This is a genomic window from Sphingopyxis sp. (assembly GCF_034380315.1).
Classification (GTDB): domain Bacteria; phylum Pseudomonadota; class Alphaproteobacteria; order Sphingomonadales; family Sphingomonadaceae; genus Sphingopyxis.
The window spans coordinates 540,795-557,929 of sequence record NZ_JAXMPB010000002.1; the positions used below are offsets into that span (position 1 = coordinate 540,795).

At 64.1% G+C, this 17,135-nt stretch carries 15 protein-coding genes; 11 read left to right on the top strand and 4 right to left on the bottom strand.

The features are described from left to right. The first annotated feature begins 46 nt into the window (after positions 1–46). Together U0S50_RS05670 and U0S50_RS05675 are read left to right on the top strand one after the other, a co-directional pair. Positions 47–1,018: a type II secretion system F family protein gene (locus U0S50_RS05670; RefSeq protein WP_322307784.1), complete on the top strand. Its 972-nt coding sequence runs from the start codon at positions 47–49 to the stop codon at positions 1,016–1,018. Between the two features lie 13 nt (positions 1,019–1,031). Next, positions 1,032–2,075, top strand: a complete 1,044-nt coding sequence (locus U0S50_RS05675; RefSeq protein ID WP_322307785.1) for a type II secretion system F family protein — start codon at positions 1,032–1,034, stop codon at positions 2,073–2,075. A 69-nt stretch (positions 2,076–2,144) separates the two neighbouring features. Here U0S50_RS05675 and U0S50_RS05680 read toward each other — a convergent pair whose 3' ends face one another. Beyond that, complete coding sequence (locus tag U0S50_RS05680) at positions 2,145–3,146, bottom strand: fumarylacetoacetate hydrolase family protein (RefSeq protein ID WP_322307786.1); 1,002 nt, start codon at positions 3,144–3,146, stop codon at positions 2,145–2,147. Between the two features lie 58 nt (positions 3,147–3,204). Then, the gene (locus tag U0S50_RS05685) at positions 3,205–3,618 is read right to left on the bottom strand and encodes a hypothetical protein (RefSeq protein WP_322307787.1); all 414 of its coding nucleotides are present in this window, start codon (positions 3,616–3,618) and stop codon (positions 3,205–3,207) included. Positions 3,619–3,766: 148 nt separating this feature from the next. Between U0S50_RS05685 and U0S50_RS05690 the strand changes: the two genes are divergently transcribed. Beyond that, positions 3,767–5,002 (top strand): sensor histidine kinase, encoded by a 1,236-nt coding sequence (locus U0S50_RS05690; RefSeq protein ID WP_322307788.1) that lies wholly within the window; start codon positions 3,767–3,769, stop codon positions 5,000–5,002. Between the two features lie 85 nt (positions 5,003–5,087). Here U0S50_RS05690 and U0S50_RS05695 read toward each other — a convergent pair whose 3' ends face one another. Then, positions 5,088–5,540: a GNAT family N-acetyltransferase gene (locus U0S50_RS05695; protein ID WP_322307789.1), complete on the bottom strand. Its 453-nt coding sequence runs from the start codon at positions 5,538–5,540 to the stop codon at positions 5,088–5,090. A gap of 19 nt (positions 5,541–5,559) precedes the next feature. After that, positions 5,560–6,876: an aspartate aminotransferase family protein gene (locus tag U0S50_RS05700; protein WP_322307790.1), complete on the bottom strand. Its 1,317-nt coding sequence runs from the start codon at positions 6,874–6,876 to the stop codon at positions 5,560–5,562. Between the two features lie 257 nt (positions 6,877–7,133). Here U0S50_RS05700 and U0S50_RS05705 point away from each other — a divergent pair, with 257 nt between their 5' ends. The 8 genes from U0S50_RS05705 to U0S50_RS05740 all read left to right on the top strand — a co-directional run bounded on the left by U0S50_RS05705 (position 7,134) and on the right by U0S50_RS05740 (position 16,605). Further along, positions 7,134–8,480, top strand: coding sequence for a glutamine synthetase family protein (locus tag U0S50_RS05705; protein WP_322307791.1), 1,347 nt, complete (start codon positions 7,134–7,136; stop codon positions 8,478–8,480). Between the two features lie 14 nt (positions 8,481–8,494). After that, positions 8,495–9,757, top strand: a complete 1,263-nt coding sequence (locus U0S50_RS05710; protein WP_322307792.1) for an FAD-binding oxidoreductase — start codon at positions 8,495–8,497, stop codon at positions 9,755–9,757. Next, positions 9,754–11,097 (top strand): aspartate aminotransferase family protein, encoded by a 1,344-nt coding sequence (locus tag U0S50_RS05715; RefSeq protein ID WP_322307793.1) that lies wholly within the window; start codon positions 9,754–9,756, stop codon positions 11,095–11,097. The genes U0S50_RS05710 and U0S50_RS05715 overlap by 4 nt, the downstream gene beginning before the upstream one ends. Before the next feature lie 7 nt (positions 11,098–11,104). Continuing rightward, a complete protein-coding gene (locus U0S50_RS05720; RefSeq protein ID WP_322307794.1) occupies positions 11,105–12,496 on the top strand; it encodes a glutamine synthetase family protein in 1,392 nt (463 codons plus the stop codon). A 100-nt stretch (positions 12,497–12,596) separates the two neighbouring features. Next, positions 12,597–13,703 carry a spermidine/putrescine ABC transporter substrate-binding protein gene (locus U0S50_RS05725; protein WP_322307795.1) on the top strand — a complete coding sequence of 369 codons (1,107 nt, stop codon included), beginning with the start codon at positions 12,597–12,599 and terminating at the stop codon, positions 13,701–13,703. Positions 13,704–13,724: 21 nt separating this feature from the next. Then, a complete protein-coding gene (locus U0S50_RS05730; RefSeq protein ID WP_322307796.1) occupies positions 13,725–14,630 on the top strand; it encodes an ABC transporter permease in 906 nt (301 codons plus the stop codon). Beyond that, positions 14,630–15,472 (top strand): ABC transporter permease, encoded by an 843-nt coding sequence (locus U0S50_RS05735; protein WP_322307797.1) that lies wholly within the window; start codon positions 14,630–14,632, stop codon positions 15,470–15,472. Before U0S50_RS05730 ends, U0S50_RS05735 begins: the two co-directional genes overlap by 1 nt. A 2-nt stretch (positions 15,473–15,474) precedes the next feature. After that, positions 15,475–16,605 carry an ABC transporter ATP-binding protein gene (locus U0S50_RS05740; RefSeq protein ID WP_322307798.1) on the top strand — a complete coding sequence of 377 codons (1,131 nt, stop codon included), beginning with the start codon at positions 15,475–15,477 and terminating at the stop codon, positions 16,603–16,605. Positions 16,606–17,135: the final 530 nt, after the last annotated feature.

Here is a 17,135-nt window from a genome sequence, read left to right on the forward strand (position 1 = left end):
CGATCGCTCGCCAACATCTGCTGCCGGAAATGGACCAGTAACGATCATGAATCTGCCAGTGCTCCTCATCATCGCGGCCGCCACCCTGGCTTTCATCCTGCTCGTGCTCGCACTGAGCGGCCCTTCGGCCGGAAAAGCCAAGGGGCGCCGGCTGGCGATGGTCAAGGATCGGCACGCGGCCTCTACCGAAGCCGTGGTCGAGGCGCAGATGCGAAAGACAATCCAGGCATCCGGAGCCCGGGGCAGCGGCAGCTTGTCGAGCCTGATGCCACGCCGCGAAGAGATGGAACTGCGCCTGCGCCGGACCGGTCGCGGCTGGACGACGACGCAATATATGTTCGCGTCCATGGGCTTGTTCGTGGTCAGCACGGGACTTTTCCTGCTGCTGAGGACGCCGCCCTTCCTCAGTCTGTTGCTCGGCCTGTTCCTTTCGATCGGCCTGCCCTATTTCGTGACCGGCAAGCTCATCAACCGGCGCGTCGCCAAATTCAATGCGCGCTTCCCTGACGCAATCGATCTTCTGGTCCGAGGCCTCAAATCGGGCCTTCCCGTGACCGAGACCTTTCACGTCGTCAGCAACGAGTTGCCTGGACCGGTGGGCGAAGAATTCAAGGGCGTGGTCGAACGCATCCGCATCGGCAACACCATGGAGGGCGCCCTTCAGGAATCGGCGAAGATGCTGGGAACGCCGGAGTTCAAATTCTTCTGCATCACCATCGCGATTCAGCGCGAAACGGGCGGCAACCTGGCCGAAACACTGGCAAATCTCTCGGATGTCCTGCGCAAGCGCGCGCAGATGAAACTGAAGATCCGCGCCATGTCATCCGAGGCGAAGGCATCGGCCTATATCGTTGGCGCGCTACCATTTTTCGTCTTCGGTACAGTCTGGATGATGAACCCCGAGTATCTTGCGGGCTTTTTCTATGAGGATCGCCTGATCATCACCGGCCTCGGCGGCCTTCTCTGGATGAGCATCGGTGTCTTCATCATGTCGCGCATGATCAGCTTCGAAATCTGAAGGAAAGGCCATCATGAACAGCAGCCTCCTTCTCGCGGCCTTTTCTGGAGCCACCACCGGCCCCAAGCTGCTTGGAATCGACGTGATCTGGGCGGCGACGCTGCTTGCCGCCGTCGGGGTCTTCGCGGTGCTGATCGCCATCTACGGCGCCCTGACCGTGCGCGACCCGATGGCGAAGCGCGTCAAGGCCCTCAACGAACGCCGCGAACAGTTGAAGGCCGGGATCACCGCCTCGACCGCCAAGCGCAGGGCAAGGCTGGTGCGCAAGAATCAGACAGCCGACAAGATGCGCAGCATCCTTGGCCGGCTGCAGGTTCTGCAAGAGGAACAGGTCAAGGAGGTCCAGCAAAAGCTGGCGCAGGCCGGCATTCGCTCAAAGGATCTCGCCTTCACCGTGATCTTCGGGCGCATGGTATTGCCGATCCTGCTCGGTGGCTTTGCCGCCTTCATGATCTATGTCGTCGATTATTACCCCGACTGGTCGTCGTTCAAGCGCTCGAGCGCAGTCATGGCCGCGCTGATCCTTGGCTACAAGGCGCCCGATCTGTTCGTGCACAACAAGCGGCAAAAGCGGACCGACGCGATCCGCAAGGGCCTTCCCGACGCGCTCGACCTTCTCGTCATCTGCGCCGAGGCCGGCCTCACCGTCGATGCCGCGTTCAGCCGCGTTTCGCGCGAGTTGGGCAGCGCTTATCCGGAATTGGGCGAGGAATTCGCGCTGACCTCGATCGAGCTCGGCTTCCTCACCGAACGGCGACAGGCGTTTGAAAATCTGGCCTATCGCGTTAATCTGGAATCGGTGAAGGGCGTCGTCACCACGATGATCCAGACCGAAAAATATGGCACGCCGCTCGCCAGCGCACTGCGCGTTCTTTCGGCCGAATTCCGCAACGAGCGTATGATGCGTGCCGAAGAAAAGGCCGCGCGCTTGCCCGCGATCATGACGGTGCCGCTGATCCTTTTCATCCTGCCGGTGCTGTTCATCGTCATCCTAGGCCCCGCCGCCTGTACGCTTAGCGACGTGTTCACATCGGGTGCGCTTTCAGGCGGGAACTGACCCCATCCTTGATCGAACGCCGAACCGGGGGCGACAGGAAACCGCCGCCCCTCCGGCCATTCTGGTCTGTTAGCCGACCTGCTGTTCGATCGCGCCAAAGATGCTGTGGTGGCGATCGTCGTCCATCCAGATGCGCACCGTGTCGCCCTGCTGCATGAAGGGTGTCTTGGGCTGACCTTCCAGGATCGTTTCAACCGTCCGCACTTCGGCGAGGCAACTATAGCCCAGCCCACCTTCGGCGATCGGCTTGCCGGGACCGCCGTCGGCATCGCGGTTCGACACCGTGCCCGATCCGATGATCGTTCCCGCCCCCAGATTGCGAGTCTTCGCGGCATGGGCGATCAGCGCCCCGAAATCGAAGGTCATGTCGACGCCCGCATCGGCACGGCCAAGCGGCTGCCCGTTCAGGTCGACACACAGCGTCCCGTGAAGCTTGCCGTCTTTCCACCGCTCGCCGAGCGCATCGGGCGTGACGAAGACCGGCGACATCGCGCTCGACGGCTTCGACTGGAAAAAGCCGAAACCCTTGGCCAGCTCGGCGGGGATCAGTCCGCGCAGCGACACGTCGTTGGTCAGCCCGACGAGCAGGATGTGATCGCGCGCCGCCTCGGCGTCGATCCCCGCCGGAACATCGCCCGTCACCACGACAACCTCGGCCTCCATGTCGCATCCCCAGGCCGGGTCGCCCAGCGGGATGGGATCGCGCGGCGACAGGAATGCGTCGCTGCCGCCCTGATACATCAACGGATCGTGCCAGAAACTGTCGGGCATTTCGGCGCCACGCGCCTGTCGGACCAGCGCGACATGGTTCACATAGGCGCTGCCGTCGGCCCATTGATAGGCACGCGGCAAGGGCGAGGCCGCATCGCGCTCGTGAAAGCGTTCGCGCGGGATTGCTTCATGGTTCAGATCTTCCGCCAGCGCGGCCAGTTTCGGCGCGGCTTCGACCCAATTGTCGAGGGCCGCCTGCATCGTCGGGGCGATCTGTCCAGCGTCGGCATACCAGGCCAGATCGTCCGAAACGACGATCAACCGACCGTCGCGGCCATGCTTGAGCGAAGCTAGTTTCACGAGTTTTCCTTTGTCTGCGACGCCCGCCTTCGGTCATCGCAAAAGGAAAAGGCGATGATCAGCGCGGCATCTGAATCGAGGCGAAACAGGTAAAGCCGCTCTGCCCCGCCTGCAAGCGCCGGATATATTTCAAATAGGCCTGCGACTGGTCATAAGTCGTTCCGGGAAGCGTCCGCCCCTGAAAGGCGCGCTTGACCTCTTCGCCCGTAAAGGGACGCGGAGAGCCTGGAAAGGCGCCCTTTGTCCCCGGTGGTACCAACCGCCCGCGGCCGTCGATATATTGGCCCGCGGCCGTGGGCGCCGGCACCGGGATCTCGCAATTCATCACCGACACCGCCGTCTGGGCGAAGGCCGGACGGATCGTCAGCGCCGCCGACACGCCGACGGCGCCGAGTGCCAGCATGCGGCGGCGCGAGGGCAGAGCTTCGTGGGCCTCATGGGCCTCGCCGGTCGGAAGTTCGCTGTTTTCCATGGCATGCGCATAACCGATGGACGAGAACAGGCAAAGCAAAACACGGTGGATGCCATGGCTTTTCCCGCATTGGCACAGGTCGCGGCAAAGCGTTAACGCCCGCAAAGCCGCTTGCGAAACATCGGCGGGCGTGCAAGGCGCAGCGGCGATGTTCGATCGCCTGTCCAGCCTGGTCATTGCGCTGACGCTGGTTGCCGTCGCCGCAATCTTTGCGGCGCTGGCGGGCGGCAATCCGTTGGTGATCGCGATCCTGACGCTCGCCGGTGTGGCGGCCGCGGCCGTCGTCCACGCCGCCCTTCCCTCCGAACTGCCCGAACCGCGCGCGGACACTGCCGCCCCGGCGGCGGAAACCCCGCGCCCGTCGCTGCTGCGCCATCCCGATTTTTTCCGTTGGGCGGATCAGGAAAAGGAACCGTTGATCGGCACCGCCGACAATATCGTGACCATCGCCAATGATGCGGCGGTGCGCCTGCTCGGCCGGCATATCGTCGGGGCGGATATTCGCACCGCGGTGCGGCACCCGGCCGCGACCGAAGCTCTGTCGCAGACGGGCGGCGAAGGCGCCGCCGACCTCATCAGCCTGGTCGACTTCCCCCGTCCCGGGCAACGCTGGACGATGCGCATTGCGGCGCTGTCGGGCGGCGACCGGATCATCTTTCTGTCCGATCGGTCCGCGCTCGATGCCGCCGACCGCATGCGTTCCGATTTCGTCGCCAACGCCAGCCATGAACTGCGCACGCCGCTTGCCGCCATTCTCGGCTATGTCGAAACGCTTCAGGACATGAATGGCGACGCCGATCAGGAAACGCGGCATCGTTTCCTGTCGATCATCGAGCGCGAAGCACGCCGGATGCAACAGCTCGTGATCGACCTCCTGTCGATTTCTCGGGTCGAAGCTGACCGTTTCCGCCGTCCCACCACCCCCGTCGACCTTGCGGCCATCGTGCGCACCACCGTGACGCAGCTAAGGGACAGCGAAGAAGCCCGGCCGCATGACGTCGTGGCCCGGATCGACGATGGGCCGCAGCATGTGCTGGGCGACGCCGCCCAGTTGGGACAGCTTGCGCACAACATCATCTCGAACGCGATGAAATATGGGCGGCCCGGAACGCCGGTCACGGTAAAACTGGGGCGCGACGGCGCGCGGGTTCGGCTGGCCGTCCGCGACGAAGGCGACGGCATCGCGCCCGAACATCTGCCCCGCCTGACCGAGCGTTTCTATCGCGTCGACGAAGCGCGCAGCCGGTCGGTCGGCGGAACCGGCCTCGGCCTCGCCATCGTCAAGCATATCAGCGAACGTCATCAGGGTCAGCTCGACATCGCAAGCGAGCTGGGCAAGGGCACGACGGTATCGGTCGCCTTTCCCCTCGCGCCGGAAGATTAGGCCTAGTCGCGCGCGGGTTCGGTACCGATCCGCCCAAAGACCCGCCGCCCCACTAGATCAGAATCAGACTTTTGGAATCACGCCCTTAATTTCCGATCCATTGCGCCATCCCGATCGAAGCCGGGGCGGTGGGCCGGAACCCGAAGCGGCGATACAGCCGGTGCGCTTCGCCATCGGCGATCAGACAGACATAGGCTTCGGCGGGCGCAATGCGGCGAAGCTCGGTGCTCAGTGCGGCCATGATTGCCTTGCCCAGCCCGCGCCCCTGATGCGCGGGATCGACCGCGATGTCGACGACCAAATAGTGCAGTCCATCGCCAATCACCCGGCCCATCCCGACCGCCTGGCCGTCGCGGCGTATTACGACGCCGATCCGCGTGTGGGGCAGCCCGGCCTGTGCCGCGCGGGCGCTGCGCGGCGTCATGCCCGCATCGGCGCGCAGCCGCAGATAGTCGGCGATCGCCGGGGTTTCCAGCGTCAGGCGATAGGCGTCGTCCATGCCGCTCGCCGCGTCCACCCTGCCCCTTTTGTCGCTCATATCCATTACGCGCGCCGCCTCAGTCGATCCGGTCGAGCAGGTCGCCGATCTTGCCGAACATCTCGTCGATCTGGCCCGGTTCGACGATCAGCGGCGGCGACAGGGCGATGATGTCTCCCGTCGCGCGGACGAGCAGACCATTGTCGAAAGCGCCATGGAACAATTCCATTGCACGCGCCGTCGGGGCGCCGGGGCGCGGTTCCAGCTCGATCCCCGCGACCAGTCCCGTTGTCCGGATATCGATGACATGGCGCCGCCCTTTCAGACTATGCGCGGCGTCCTCCCAATAACCGCCCAAGTCGCGGGCACGCGCAAACAGCCCGTCGCGTGCATAAAGGTCGAGCGTCGCAAGGCCCGCGGCGCTCGCGAGCGGGTGGCCCGAATAGGTATAGCCGTGGAACAGCTCGATCCCGCCCGGCACGCTTTCGATCACCGCATCATGCAACTCGCGCCGCACCGCGACCGCGCCCATCGGCACCGCGGCGTTGGTCAGCCCCTTGGCCATGGTGATGATGTCGGGGGTGACGCCCCAGGCCTGCGCCGCGGTCGCGCCGCCGACGCGGCCGAAAGCGGTGATCACCTCGTCAAAGATCAGGATGATGCCGTGGCGGTCGCAAATCTCGCGCAGCCGCGCCAGATAGCCCTGCGGCGGCAACAGCACCCCGGTCGATCCGGCGAGCGGTTCGACGATCACCGCCGCGATGGTGTCGGCGCCGTGCAGGTCGACCAGTCGCTGCAGATCATCGGCAAGCTCGGCGCCATGCGCCGGCAGTCCGCGCGAAAAGGCGTTGCGCGCCAGGTCATGGGTGTGGCGCAGATGATCGGCGCCGGGCAGTCCGCCGCCAAAGGTCCGGCGATTGGTCACGATGCCGCCGACGCTGATCCCGCCGAACCCGGTGCCGTGATAGCCGCGCTCGCGCCCGATCAGCCGGGTGCGCGTTCCCTGCCCCTTCGCGCGCTGCGCCGCGATCGCGATTTTCAGCGCGGTATCAACCGATTCGGAGCCGCTGTTGGTGAAGAATATCCGGTCGAGCCCGGCGGGCATCAGCGCCGCGAGCCGATGCGCCAGTTCAAAAGGCAAAGGGTGGCCAAGCTGAAAGGTCGGCGCGAAGTCCAGCGTCGCTGCGGCCTTGGCGATCGCCTCGGCGATTTCGGGGCGACAATGGCCCGCATTGCTGCACCATAGCCCCGACGTACCGTCGAGAATCTGCCGCCCGTCGGCGCTCTGGTAATAGACGCCGCTCGCCGACACCAGCTGGCGCGGGTGCGCCTTGTACGCCCGGTTGGCGGTGAAGGGCATCCAAAAGCTTGCCAGCTGGTCATTGTCACCGTGCATTGCCGTCTCCTCGATCCCGGCATCGCAAGGGAAATGCGGCGACGAAACCATCGTCAGCCGCCGGGCGGCGGCCCCAGGGACCGCAGGCGGCTGATGGCATCGTTCCGCTCGCGATGACGAGGGATACTCGCCGTCAATCTGGCAAGCCGCCCCGCCGCTGGCAATGCTCAAAACCACCCCACTGGCGCGGCGGCAAAGCTTGCGATAGGCTGACCTTATCCACAAACGGACCGGCTCTTCGGTCCTATCGGGGGCGCATGTCAGTCAATTTGGAACAATGGATCAGCGAACATAAGATCGACGAGGTCGAATGTATCGTCCCCGACATCAACGGCGTCCAGCGGGGCAAGGTGCTGCCCGCGCGCAAATTCCTGTCGTCGGTCAACGACAAGTCGCTGCGCATTCCGGGCAGTGTCTTCATCTGCACGATCGACGGCCATTATCCCGATGATATCGACGATATATGGGACAAGGATCCCGACAAGATATTGATCGCCGATCCCGACACGATTTGCGTCGCACCGGGTTTCAAATCGCCGACCGCCTTCGTCATTGCCGACACGGTGAACAGCGACGGCAGCGCGGTCGACATCGCGCCGCGCACGATCCTGAAAAAGGTGCTGGCGCTTTATGCCGACAAGGGGTGGCGACCGATCATCGCGCCCGAGGTCGAATTCTATCTGGTGTCACAGAACACCGACCCCGATTTTCCGCTGACCCCGCCCACCGGCCAGTCGGGACGCAGCGAGTCGGCCAGCCAGCCCTATGGGCTGGAGGCAATGAACGAATATGAAGATATCATCGATCATATCTATGACGATTGCGAGTTGATGGGGCTCGATATCGACACGATGATCCATGAAATGGGCGCCGCCCAGCTCGAGGTCAATTTCATCCATGGCGACCCCCTGCGGCTGGCCGACGAGGTGTTCCTGTTCAAGCGCGTCGTCCGCAACGTCGCCAAACAACATGGCGTCTATGCCACCTTCATGGCCAACCCCATCGCCGGACAGCCGGGCAGCGCGATGCATGTCCACCAGTCGGTGGTCGATGCCGACACCGGGCGCAACCTGTTCGCCACCGCCAACGGCCGCGATAGCGCGCTGTTCCGCAGCTATGTCGCCGGGCTGATCCGCTTCATGCCGCAAATCTCGCCGATGTGGGCGCCCAATGTGAACAGCTTTCGCCGGATGCGCCCCGACAGCGCGGCGCCGATCAACGTTCATTGGGGGATCGACAACCGGTCGTGCGGCTTTCGCATCCCCATTTCGGACAAGAACAACCGCCGCGTCGAAAATCGGCTCGCGGGTGCCGACAGCAACCCCTATCTCGCGATCGCCGCGTCGCTCGTGTGCGGTTATATCGGGATGGTCGACCGCATGGTGCCACCCAAGCCGATCGAGGGCAGCGCCTATAACCGCGCCCGCACCCTCCCCCGGACACTCGAGGCGGCGCTCGATCGTTTCAGTTCGTGCAAAAAGGTCCGCAACCTGCTCGGCGACGATTTCTTCGAAATCTTCTTCGCGGTGAAGGACCACGAACTCTTCAATTATCAGTCGGTGGTGTCGAGCTGGGAACGCGAACATCTGCTGATGCGGGTCTGAACCCTAAGGGCCAGATGACCGACCCGCTCGCCAACAGCTATTATGCGGCGACCGCGTACCCGTGGCGGCCGCGCGCTTTTGACGGCGACTATCGCTGCGATGTCGCGGTGATCGGCGGAGGCTTCACCGGCCTGTCGGCCGCTCTCGCCTGCGCCGAACGCGGCTTTTCGGTGATGCTGGTCGAGGCCGAAACCATTGGCTTCGGGGCATCGGGTCGCAATGGCGGACAATTGATCCCCGGCCTGCGCTGGTCGGCCTCCGAGATGGAAGCCGAATTCGGCCGTGAACGCGCCGATGCGCTGTTCGATCTGTGCTGGCGCGACAATCGGGTGCAGGCCCGGATCGCAAAGCACGGCATCGATTGCGACCTCAAGGCGGGGCATCTCGAGGCGGCATGGACGCCGAAGGATTTTGCCGCGATGCACCGCGAGGCCGAATTTCTCGATAGCCGCTTCGGCTATCCGACCCGGATCATCGAACGCGCCGATATGGACGCGCATATCGCCAGCCCGCTCTATCATGGCGGGGTGTATGACGCCCATGCCGGGCATTTCCATCCGCTCAACTATGCGATCGGCCTCGCCCGGGCGGCCGAAGCGGCAGGCGTCGTCATCCTCGAAGGTCGGCGGGCTGACCTGATTCTCGATGGCAATCCCGGCGAATTGTTCATCGGCGATGCGACGATCGCGGCGCGCTATATCATCAACGCCGCCGACAGCTGGATCGGCGACGTCGATCCCGATCTTGGCCGCTACACCGTGCCGATCATGAACTATAATATCGCAACCGCCCCGCTGGTCAGCGCCGACGCGCTGTTGCCAAGCGACGCGGCGGTTGCCGACAGCCGTTTCGTGCTCAACTATTTCCGCCTGTCGGCCGACCGGCGCCTGATCTTCGGCGGCGGCGAACGCTATTCGCAGACCCCGCCGCGCGACATCGCCGCCTTTGTTCGCCCCTTCATGGCCGAAGTCTTCCCGCAGATCGCCGATACGCCGATCGACTATGGCTGGGGCGGCGCGGTCGCGGTGACGATGAACCGGCTGCCGCATATCGGACGGCGCGGCAATGTCTTTTTCGCGCACGGCTTTTCGGGCCATGGCGCGCTGGTGACGACGCTGTCGGGCGAACTGGTTGCCGACGCGCTGGCCGGAACCGCCGAACGCTTCGACGTCTTCGCCGCTCTGCCGTCTTCCCCCTTCCCCGGCGGGAAATGGCTGCGCCGGCCGCTCGCGACGCTGGGTTTGCTTTGGTATGCGCTAAAGGATCGCATCGGATGATCGCCGACACCGCCATCGCCCGTGTCGCGGCGCGGGAGGCCGAACGCTTCCGCGCCGCCAACCCGCACGCTTTCGCGCAACATGCCGCCGCGACCGGCTGGTTCCAGTCGGTGCCCTTCCACTGGATGAAGGACTGGCCCAGCCCGGTGCCGATCGTCGCTGCGTCGGCCAAGGACGCGGTGCTGACCAGTATCGACGGGCAGCGCTATGACGATTTCTGCCTTGGCGACACGGCCAGCCTGTTCGGCCATTCGCCGCCGCCACTCGCCGCCGCGCTCGCCCGCCAGGCGGGCGAAGGGCTCAGCTATATGCTGCCGACGGCGCGCGGGAATGCGCTGTCGCAGCGGCTCGCCGCGATGTTCGGCCTGCCGCAGTGGCAGGTTACGACCACCGCGAGCGAGGCCAACCGCGCCGTCATCCGCTGGTGCCGGGGAATCAGCGGGCGGCCGAAGATCCTCACGTTCAACGGCGCCTATCACGGCGCCGTCGATGATGCTTTCGTCGATCTGACAGGCGGCACGCCGGCGATGCGCGCCAGCCTGATCGGCCAGGTGCACGACCTGACCGCCACCTCCACCGTCATCGAATTCAACGACGAAGCGGCGCTCGCGGCGGCGCTCGGCCGCGGCGACGTCGCCTGCGTGCTCGCCGAACCGGTGATGACCAATATCGGCATGGTGCGCGATGCGCCGGGCTTTCTGACGCGGCTGCGCGCGCTGTGCGACGCAACCGGCACCTTGCTGGTGTTCGACGAAACCCACTGCCTCTCGTCGGGCTATGGCGGGCACGGCCGCACCCACGGGCCGGCCCCCGACCTGATGGTGGTCGGAAAATCGATCGGCGGCGGCGTGCCTTGCGCCATCTATGGCTTTTCGGCGGCGGTCGGCGCCCGCATGGCGGCGCTCAATGCGGCGCGGCCGCCGGGGCACAGCGGCATCGGCACAACGCTGTCGGCGAACGCGCTGGCGATCACCGCCATGGACGCGATGCTGGGCGAGGTGATCACGCCCGCCGCTTATGGCCCTATGCTGCGCGGCGCCGCGCGGCTGGTTGCCGGGCTGGAGGGCGAAATTGCCGCCGCCAGGCTCGACTGGCACGTCACCCAGGTCGGGGCGCGGGTCGAATTTCTGACCTGCCCCATCCCGCCCCGCAATGGCACCGAGGCAAAGGCGGCGATGCACCCGGCGCTCGAAGCGGCGATCCACATCTTCCTCGCCAATCGCGGAATTTTGCTGGCGCCGTTCCACAATATGATGTTGGTGAGCCCGGTGACCGGCGACGATCAGATCGACCGGCTGGTCGGCGGCTTTTCCGACTGTATCAAGGCATTGAAGGAGTAGCAGGGCCATGGCGACATCATCGGGCGTCATAGCGCCGCGATCGGAGGCCGAAGCCTTTTTCGAGGCGAACCCCGACATCGATTCGATCGAGATGATCTATACCGACATGGGCGGCGTCCCGCGCGGCAAGCGGCTGCGCCGGCACGAAGTGCTCGCCGTCTATGACAGCGGCCGGATGATGCCGGGGTCGATCACCGTCGTCGACATCACCGGACAGGATACGATCGAAACCGGCCTGGTGTGGGAGGATGGCGACGCCGACCGGTCGATGAAGCCGGTTCCCGGCACCCTCGTCAAGACGCCGTGGGGCGGCGATCGCGCCGCGCAATTTCTGGTCGATTTCTATGAACTCGACGGCACCCCCCACGATCTCGACCCGCGCCATGTGCTCGGCCGCGTCGTCGACCGCTTCGCCGCCGACGGGCTGGTCCCGGTGCTCGCGGTCGAGCTGGAATTCTATCTTCTCGATCCGCGCCGCGCCCGCGACGGATCGGTGCGCCCCGCCCGCCCCGGCTACAGCCGCGACACCCCGCGCAATGTCGAGGTTTATGGCCTGCGCGAACTCGATGATTTCCGTCCCTTCTTCGATGGCCTTTACGCCGCGACCGATGTGCAGGGGCTGCCGCTCGAAAGCGCGATTTCGGAATTTGCGCCCGGCCAGTTCGAACTGACGCTGCGCCACAAGCCCGATGCCCTGCGCGCCTGCGACGATGCGATCATGTACAAAAGGCTGGTCAAGGCGGTCGCCCAGCAGCACGGGCTGGAGGCGAGCTTCATGGCCAAACCCTTCGCCGAACAGGCGGGCAGCGGCATGCACATCCACGTCTCGATGAACGATGATCGCGGCACCCCGATTTTCGCGAGCGACGATCCGCACGGAACCGCGGCGCTGCGCCACGCGATCGGCGGGATGATCGGCAGCATCGGCGACGCCTTCGCGCTCTTTGCCCCGCACGCCAACAGCTATCGCCGGTTCAAGGCGAACAGCTATGCCCCGGTCGCGCCGACCTGGGGGGTCAACAACCGCACCGTATCCTTCCGCATTCCGGCCGGGCCGCCCGCCAGCCGCCATGTCGAACATCGCGTCTGCGGCGCCGATGCCAACCCCTATCTGGCGGTCGCGGCGGTGCTCGCGGGCATCCATCACGGCATGGCGGCCGGCGCCGATCCCGGCGTGGCGGTGACCGGCAACGGCTATGACCGCGACGCCTCGGGCGACGACCGGCCGCCCTCGAACTGGTTCGCGGCAGTCGACCGCTTCCATGGCTCGGCGCTGATGCGCGACTATCTCGGCGATCGTTTCGTTGACATGTTCAGCATCGTCAAGCGCGTGGAACAGGACCGTTATTTCTCGGCCGTCCCGACGATTGATTATGATTGGTACCTGCGCAACGCCTGAAACTTCGGGCATCTTTTGAACGGCTTCGGACGGGTGCGAAAATTACTCTTTTCAACGCCCGCATATTAAGTCAGCTTGCCTGCGATACAGGGAGGCCGTCATGGAACTGAACGAACTGCTGGGTCGAGCCAGGAATCGCCGTTCTTTGTTGCAGGCACTGGGGGTTGCCGCAGTCGGCATTAGCTTCGGCGGCCTTGCGGCGTGCGGCAAGGGCGAAAGCCAGAAGCTCGCCAATGGCGAGGAAGCCCGGCTGAACTTCTACAATTGGGATACCTACATCGGCGAAAACACGCTGGGTGATTTCAAAAAGGCGTCGGGCGTCGATGTCACGATGGACCTGTTCGACAGCAATGATGTGCTGTTCGCCAAGTTCAAGGCAGGCAATCCCGGCTATGACGTCATCGTGCCGTCGAATGATTTCGTCGAACGCATGGCTCGTGCCGGAATGCTGGAAACGCTCGACCATGCGCAAATCCCGAACATGAAGAATATCGACCCCGCCTATATCGATGTCGATTATGATCCGGGCCGCAAATTCTCGATGCCCTATACCTGGCTGGTGCTCGGCCTGGGCTATCGCAAGTCCAAGGTGAAAAGCCCGCCCGACAGCTGGAAGCCCCTGTTCGACAGCGCCGAATATGCGGGGCGTATCGCCTGGCTGTCCGAAGCGGGTGATATGTTCCGCCTCTATGGCAAATATCTCGGAAAATCGGTCAACAGCCTGACCCCCGCCGACATCGCGACGATCGAAGCGATGATGATCCGGCAAAAACCCCATGTGAAGAAATTCCACGAGGATGACGGCCAGGACCTGCTGCTCAAGGGCGACTGCGACATCGTGCTCGAATATAATGGCGACATCGCACAGGCGATGACCGAAGATGACGATATCGATTTCGTCGTGCCGAAAGAGGGCAGCCAGCTCAATTCGGACAATCTATGCATTCCCAAGGGCGCGCCGCATCCCAAGAATGCGCACGCCTTCATCAACTATATTCTGGATGCAGAGGTCGACAAACATGTCACCGAAACGATCCTCTATCCCACGCCCAATGCCGCGGCCAAGGCGCTGATGCCCGACGATTACAAGGATAATCCGGTTATCTTCCCGCCGATCGACGTTCTCGCCAAGTGCGAATATGCCAAGTTCAACCCCGACCTGCAGCGGCTCTACGAGCAGGCGTTTACAAGTGTCAGGGCGGCCTGAACGACGGCGGGGACGCAGGGGGTGGCCGAACAGGATTGGCGGACAAACAAGCGCAGCTTCGCGGCCGTATCGGTCCCGACCCTGTTCTGGATCGTCGCCTTTTTCCTTGTCCCCCTCGCGATCGTCTGGCTCTACAGTTTCGGCGAGAACAGGGGCCTTGCCGACATCGCCATTTCGGGCACGCTCGACAATTACAAGCGCGCGACCGAATGGCTGTACCTCACCATCTTCGGGAAAAGCCTCGCGGTCGCCGCGCTGGTCACGCTCATCTGCCTGATTGTCGGCTTTCCGGTGGCGATGGCGATCACCTTTGCCAGCGAAAAATGGCGCCCCTGGCTGCTGCTCGGCATCATGCTGCCCTTCTGGACCAATTTGCTGATCCGCACCTATGCGCTGATGATGCTGCTCGGGACCCAGGGTTTCGCGAACAAAGGGCTCGGCGCGCTGTGGGACGGGGCGAGCTGGATCAAGACGCTTGCCGGGCTCCAACCCTTGCCGGATTGGGAACCGGTGCCGCTGCTGTTCAACAATTTCGCGGTCGTTTTCGGCCTCGTCTATGTCCACCTGCCCTTCATGGTGCTGCCGCTCTATGCGGCGCTCGACCGCATCGACCGCAGCCTGATCGAGGCGAGCCTCGACCTTGGCGCGGGGCATTTGCGCACCATCCTGCGGGTCGTCGTGCCGCTCGCCGCGCCGGGCATCGTCGCGGGGGTGATGATCACGCTGATCCCGGCGCTCGGCGCCTATCTGACCCCCGATCTGATGGGCGGAACCGACAGCCAGATGATCGCCAATGTCATCGAACGCCAGTTCAAAAAGGCGAATGACTGGCCGTTCGGCGCCGCCCTCTCCTTCCTGCTCATCTACGCCATGTTCGCGCTCATCGCGCTGCAATCGATGCGCCGCAAAGTGCCGGAGGTCCACTGATGGCGCTGTTCGCCCGCACCCCGCGCGCGCCGCTCGAATATAGCCGCACCCTGTGGATGCGGCTGTGGGTCGGCGCGGTGATGGTCTTTCTCTATGCGCCGCTGGTCGTGCTGATGATCTTCAGCTTCAACGACAGCAAGCGCAACGTGGTGTGGCGCGGCTTCACCACCAAATATTATGAAAAGGCGCTGGGCAATGACCAGCTGGTCGAAGCGCTGCTCAACTCGCTGACCATCGCGGCGCTGGCGACGGTCGCCAGCCTGATCCTCGGCGCGCTCGCCGCGGTGATGCTGTGGCGCTTCCGCTTTCCCTTCAAAGGCGCGGTCGACGGCACGATCTCGCTGCCGATCATCGTCCCCGAAATCTGCCTCGGCGTTGCGTTTTTGATGTTCTTCGCGGCGATCGGCTGGCCGACCGACCTTGTCTGGCCGTTCAACCTCGGCGCGATCACCATCGCCCACATCACCTTCTGCTTTCCCTTCGTCACCATGGTCGTGCGCTCGCGGCTCGCCAGCTTCAACCGCGAACAGGAGGAAGCGGCCAAGGATCTGGGGGCGAGCGAATGGCAGATTTTCCGCGACGTGCTGATCCCGCACATCCGCCCGGCGCTGGTCGCGGGGGCGCTGTTGTCCTTCACCCTCAGCCTCGACGATTTCGTGATCACCTATTTCACCAGCGGCCCCGACACCATCACCTTTCCGGTGAAAGTCTATTCGATGGTCCGCTTTTCGGTGACGCCAGAGGTCAACGCGGCCTCGACCCTGCTCATCATCCTGACCGTCGCCCTGACCTTCATCGCGCTGAAACTTCAGGGCGTGAAGGCGATTGCGGAAACCCATTGAACATGACCGACACGCGCCCGCCGATCATCCAGATCCAGAATGTCACCAAACGCTTTGGCAAGGTGACGGCGGTGGACAGGATCAGCCTCGACATATTGGCGGGCGAATTTTTCGTCCTGCTGGGTCCGTCGGGTTGCGGCAAGACGACGCTGCTGCGGATGATCGCCGGGTTCGAATTGCCGAGCGAAGGCCGCATCCTCATCGATGGCCAGGACATGACCGGCATTCCGCCGAACAAGCGGCCGGTGAACATGGTGTTCCAAAGCTATGCCGTGTTTCCGCACATGAGCGTCGCCGACAATGTCGCCTATGGGTTGAAGATCGCCGGGGTGAAGGGCGGCGAGATCAAGGACCGCGTCGCCGAGGCGCTCGAACTGGTCAAGCTCGGCGGATTCGAAAGCCGCATGCCCGACCAGATGTCGGGCGGCCAGCGCCAGCGCGTCGCCCTCGCCCGCAGCCTGGTCATGCGGCCCAAGGTGCTGCTGCTCGACGAACCGCTGTCGGCGCTCGATGCCAAGCTGCGCGCCCAGATGCAGTTCGAACTGTCGGAATTGCAGGAAAAGGTCGGCATCACCTTTGTCACCGTCACCCACGACCAGGACGAGGCGCTGTCGATGGCGTGCCGGATCGCGGTGATCAACAAGGGCGAGGTATCGCAACTCGCTACCCCGTCCGACCTCTATGAATTTCCCGCCAGCCGCTTCGTCGCCGATTTCGTCGGCTCGGTGAATCTGTTCGAGGGCAAGCTGACCCTCGACGAACCCGACCGGGCGGCGGTCGATTGCCCGGGGCTCGGCAAAATCTATCTGAACCATGGCGTCACCGGCCCGCACGGCGCCGATGTGTGGGTCGCGCTGCGGCCAGAGAAAATCTATCTCCACGTCCCCGGCGCGGGCAAGGCGGTCAAGGCCGCGGCGCAGGACGCCCCCGACGGCCATAATTTCGCGCGCGGGACGATCAAGGGGATGAGCTATCTCGGCGACATCACCCTGTTCGAGATCGAATTGGAAAGCGGCGCGCGTGTCCGTGTATCGCGCCCCAATCTGTCGCGCCGCGACCAGGATGATTTCACTTGGGACGACAAGGTCAGCATGCACTGGCGCGCCGACAGCCCGGTGGTGCTGCTGGGATAAACGCTCCCCAACCCGTCGCCCTCATGACCCCGGACCAAGGCCGGGACGACGACATGAAAAGGACCGCCGACAACCGATTGCGGCCGCCCATGTCCTCCCTGTGCCGCAGCGACGGGGCCGAACTGAAAACGGTCGCTCTCTACGCCGTTCCAGTCGTTGGTGCCGATCCGGATCAGATGGCCGGTATCGCCCCTGACGCCGCCGTCTCCGCCTCCTCAGCTCGTTCACATCGAGCGAAGTCGAGATACCCCTCGGGCCAGGCGCCGCATCGATGGGTGCCTCGACTTCGCGCGACACGAACGGAAAAACAGGTCCATCGGCTAGCGACCGGTTGCGACCGGAAGTTGACCTATCCATCATCGTCACCCCGGACTTGATCCGGGGTCCCGCTTGAGATCGAAGGCGATCCGCGCCTCAAAGAGCGGGATCCCGGATCAAGTCCGGGATGACGAAGGAGGGCAACGTCCGCTTGCCCCCCAAAGTCGCCGTTCACCACCGATTTGGATTGAATGACCGGAAACGACCCCAAG